Raw genomic sequence first — 1,422 nt, 5'->3', positions numbered from 1 at the left:
CACCCCTAACCACAGGTCATCCCCCAGGTTTTCAACCCTGGTGGGTTCGGTCCTCCACGAAGTCTTACCTCCGCTTCAACCTGCCCATGGCTAGATCACTCCGCTTCGGGTCTAGAGCGTGCAACTCAAACGCCCTGTTCGGACTCGCTTTCGCTACGGCTTCCCCACACGGGTTAACCTCGCTACACACCGCTAACTCGCAGGCTCATTCTTCAAAAGGCACGCAGTCACGACACAAGGAACAAGTTCCTTGTGCGACGCTCCCACGGCTTGTAGGCACACGGTTTCAGGTACTATTTCACTCCGCTCCCGCGGTACTTTTCACCATTCCCTCACGGTACTATCCGCTATCGGTCACCAGGGAATATTTAGGCTTAGCGGGTGGTCCCGCCAGATTCACACGGGATTTCTCGGGCCCCGTGCTACTTGGGTGTCCCTCAAACAAGCCGCTAATGTTTCAGCTACGGGGGTCTTACCCTCTACGCCGGACCTTTCGCATGTCCTTCGCCTACACCAACGGTTTCTGACTCGTCTCACAGCCGGCAGACCATGACAGAGAGATCCCACAACCCCGCACGCGCAACCCCTGCCGGGTATCACACGCATACGGTTTGGCCTCATCCAGTTTCGCTCGCCACTACTCCCGGAATCACGGTTGTTTTCTCTTCCTGAGGGTACTGAGATGTTTCACTTCCCCTCGTTCCCTCCACACTGCCTATGTGTTCAGCAGCGGGTGACAGCCCATGACGACTGCCGGGTTTCCCCATTCGGAAACCCCCGGATCACAGCTCGGTTGACAGCTCCCCGGGGACTATCGTGGCCTCCCACGTCCTTCATCGGTTCCTGGTGCCAAGGCATCCACCGTGCGCCCTTAAAAACTTGGCCACAGATGCTCGCGTCCACTGTGCAGTTCTCAAACAACGACCAGCCACCCACCACCCCACCCATGAGGGCGAGTTCACTGGGGCCGGATCAGAAGGACAACCATACGGCCGTACCCTCAGACACCCAACAACGTGCCCGACACGATGCCCTGTTCACCACGTTCCACGCCGAAGCAGTACTAGTGACAACCAGATCATCGTGCCGAATAGTCAACGTTCCACCCATGAGCAACCAGCACCGGACACTCGCCGGTGTACTGGCCTCTGACCAAGCAAGCTTGGTAAGAAGTGCTCCTTAGAAAGGAGGTGATCCAGCCGCACCTTCCGGTACGGCTACCTTGTTACGACTTCGTCCCAATCGCCAGTCCCACCTTCGACAGCTCCCTCCCACAAGGGGTTGGGCCACCGGCTTCGGGTGTTACCGACTTTCGTGACGTGACGGGCGGTGTGTACAAGGCCCGGGAACGTATTCACCGCAGCAATGCTGATCTGCGATTACTAGCAACTCCGACTTCATGGGGTCGAGTTGCAGACCCCA

At 57.9% G+C, this 1,422-nt stretch carries 2 rRNA genes; both read right to left on the bottom strand.

Features of this window, described 5'->3' with window-relative positions:
• Positions 1-885: ribosomal RNA gene (locus tag A3Q37_RS35135) — 23S ribosomal RNA — on the bottom strand; the annotation flags it as partial.
• A gap of 298 nt (positions 886-1,183) precedes the next feature.
• A 16S ribosomal RNA gene (locus A3Q37_RS35130) occupies positions 1,184-1,422 on the bottom strand; the annotation flags it as partial.

It is taken from the genome of Streptomyces sp. PTY087I2, assembly GCF_001687325.1.
Classification (GTDB): domain Bacteria; phylum Actinomycetota; class Actinomycetes; order Streptomycetales; family Streptomycetaceae; genus Streptomyces.
Note: the sequence above shows the minus strand (reverse complement) of the source record. Positions and strands in the feature narration are given on the sequence as shown.